This window comes from Pseudomonas sp. 43(2021), from assembly GCF_017490805.1.
Lineage (GTDB): Bacteria > Pseudomonadota > Gammaproteobacteria > Pseudomonadales > Pseudomonadaceae > Aquipseudomonas.
On record NZ_JAFGYJ010000349.1, the window covers coordinates 1 to 492 of the forward strand.

At 47.4% G+C, this 492-nt stretch carries 1 protein-coding gene; it reads left to right on the forward strand.

From position 1 onward, the window contains the following. A partial coding sequence (locus tag J5M71_RS27580) for a PAS domain-containing protein (RefSeq protein ID WP_207838732.1) occupies positions 1 to 419 on the forward strand: 419 nt, incomplete at its 5' end. Between the last annotated feature and the right edge of the window lie 73 nt (positions 420 to 492).

Here is a 492-nt window from a genome sequence, read left to right on the forward strand (position 1 = left end):
GCTTAAGTCGTATCGTTTATATCACTGAAAACGAGCTACCTTACCCAGATGGCAAACTTATCGTTTCACGCGTGGATTTAGATGGTATTATCACCCACGCCAATGACGCCTTCGTGGATATCAGTGGCTATAGCCGTGATGAATTAATTGGCGCGCCGCATCATATTTTGCGACATCCACAAATGCCCAAAGCCGCCTTTAAAGACTTGTGGCAAACAGTCGAAGCAGGCAAAAAATGGCATGGCTATGTCAAAAACTTGTGCAAAGATGGTAGCTACTACTGGGTGTATGCGACAGCTGTGCCCAATATCCGCCATGGCGAAACGGTTGGCTATACCTCGGTACGACGCAAACCATCACGCAGCAAAATCGCGCAAGCTGAAGCACTGTATCGCAAAATGCTAGAGGAGCAAGCCTAATGACAATTAATTTACTCATTGCGCCTGACTTCGCGCCTGAGCGTTTTGCAGGGTGGCATATGCTCAATACACT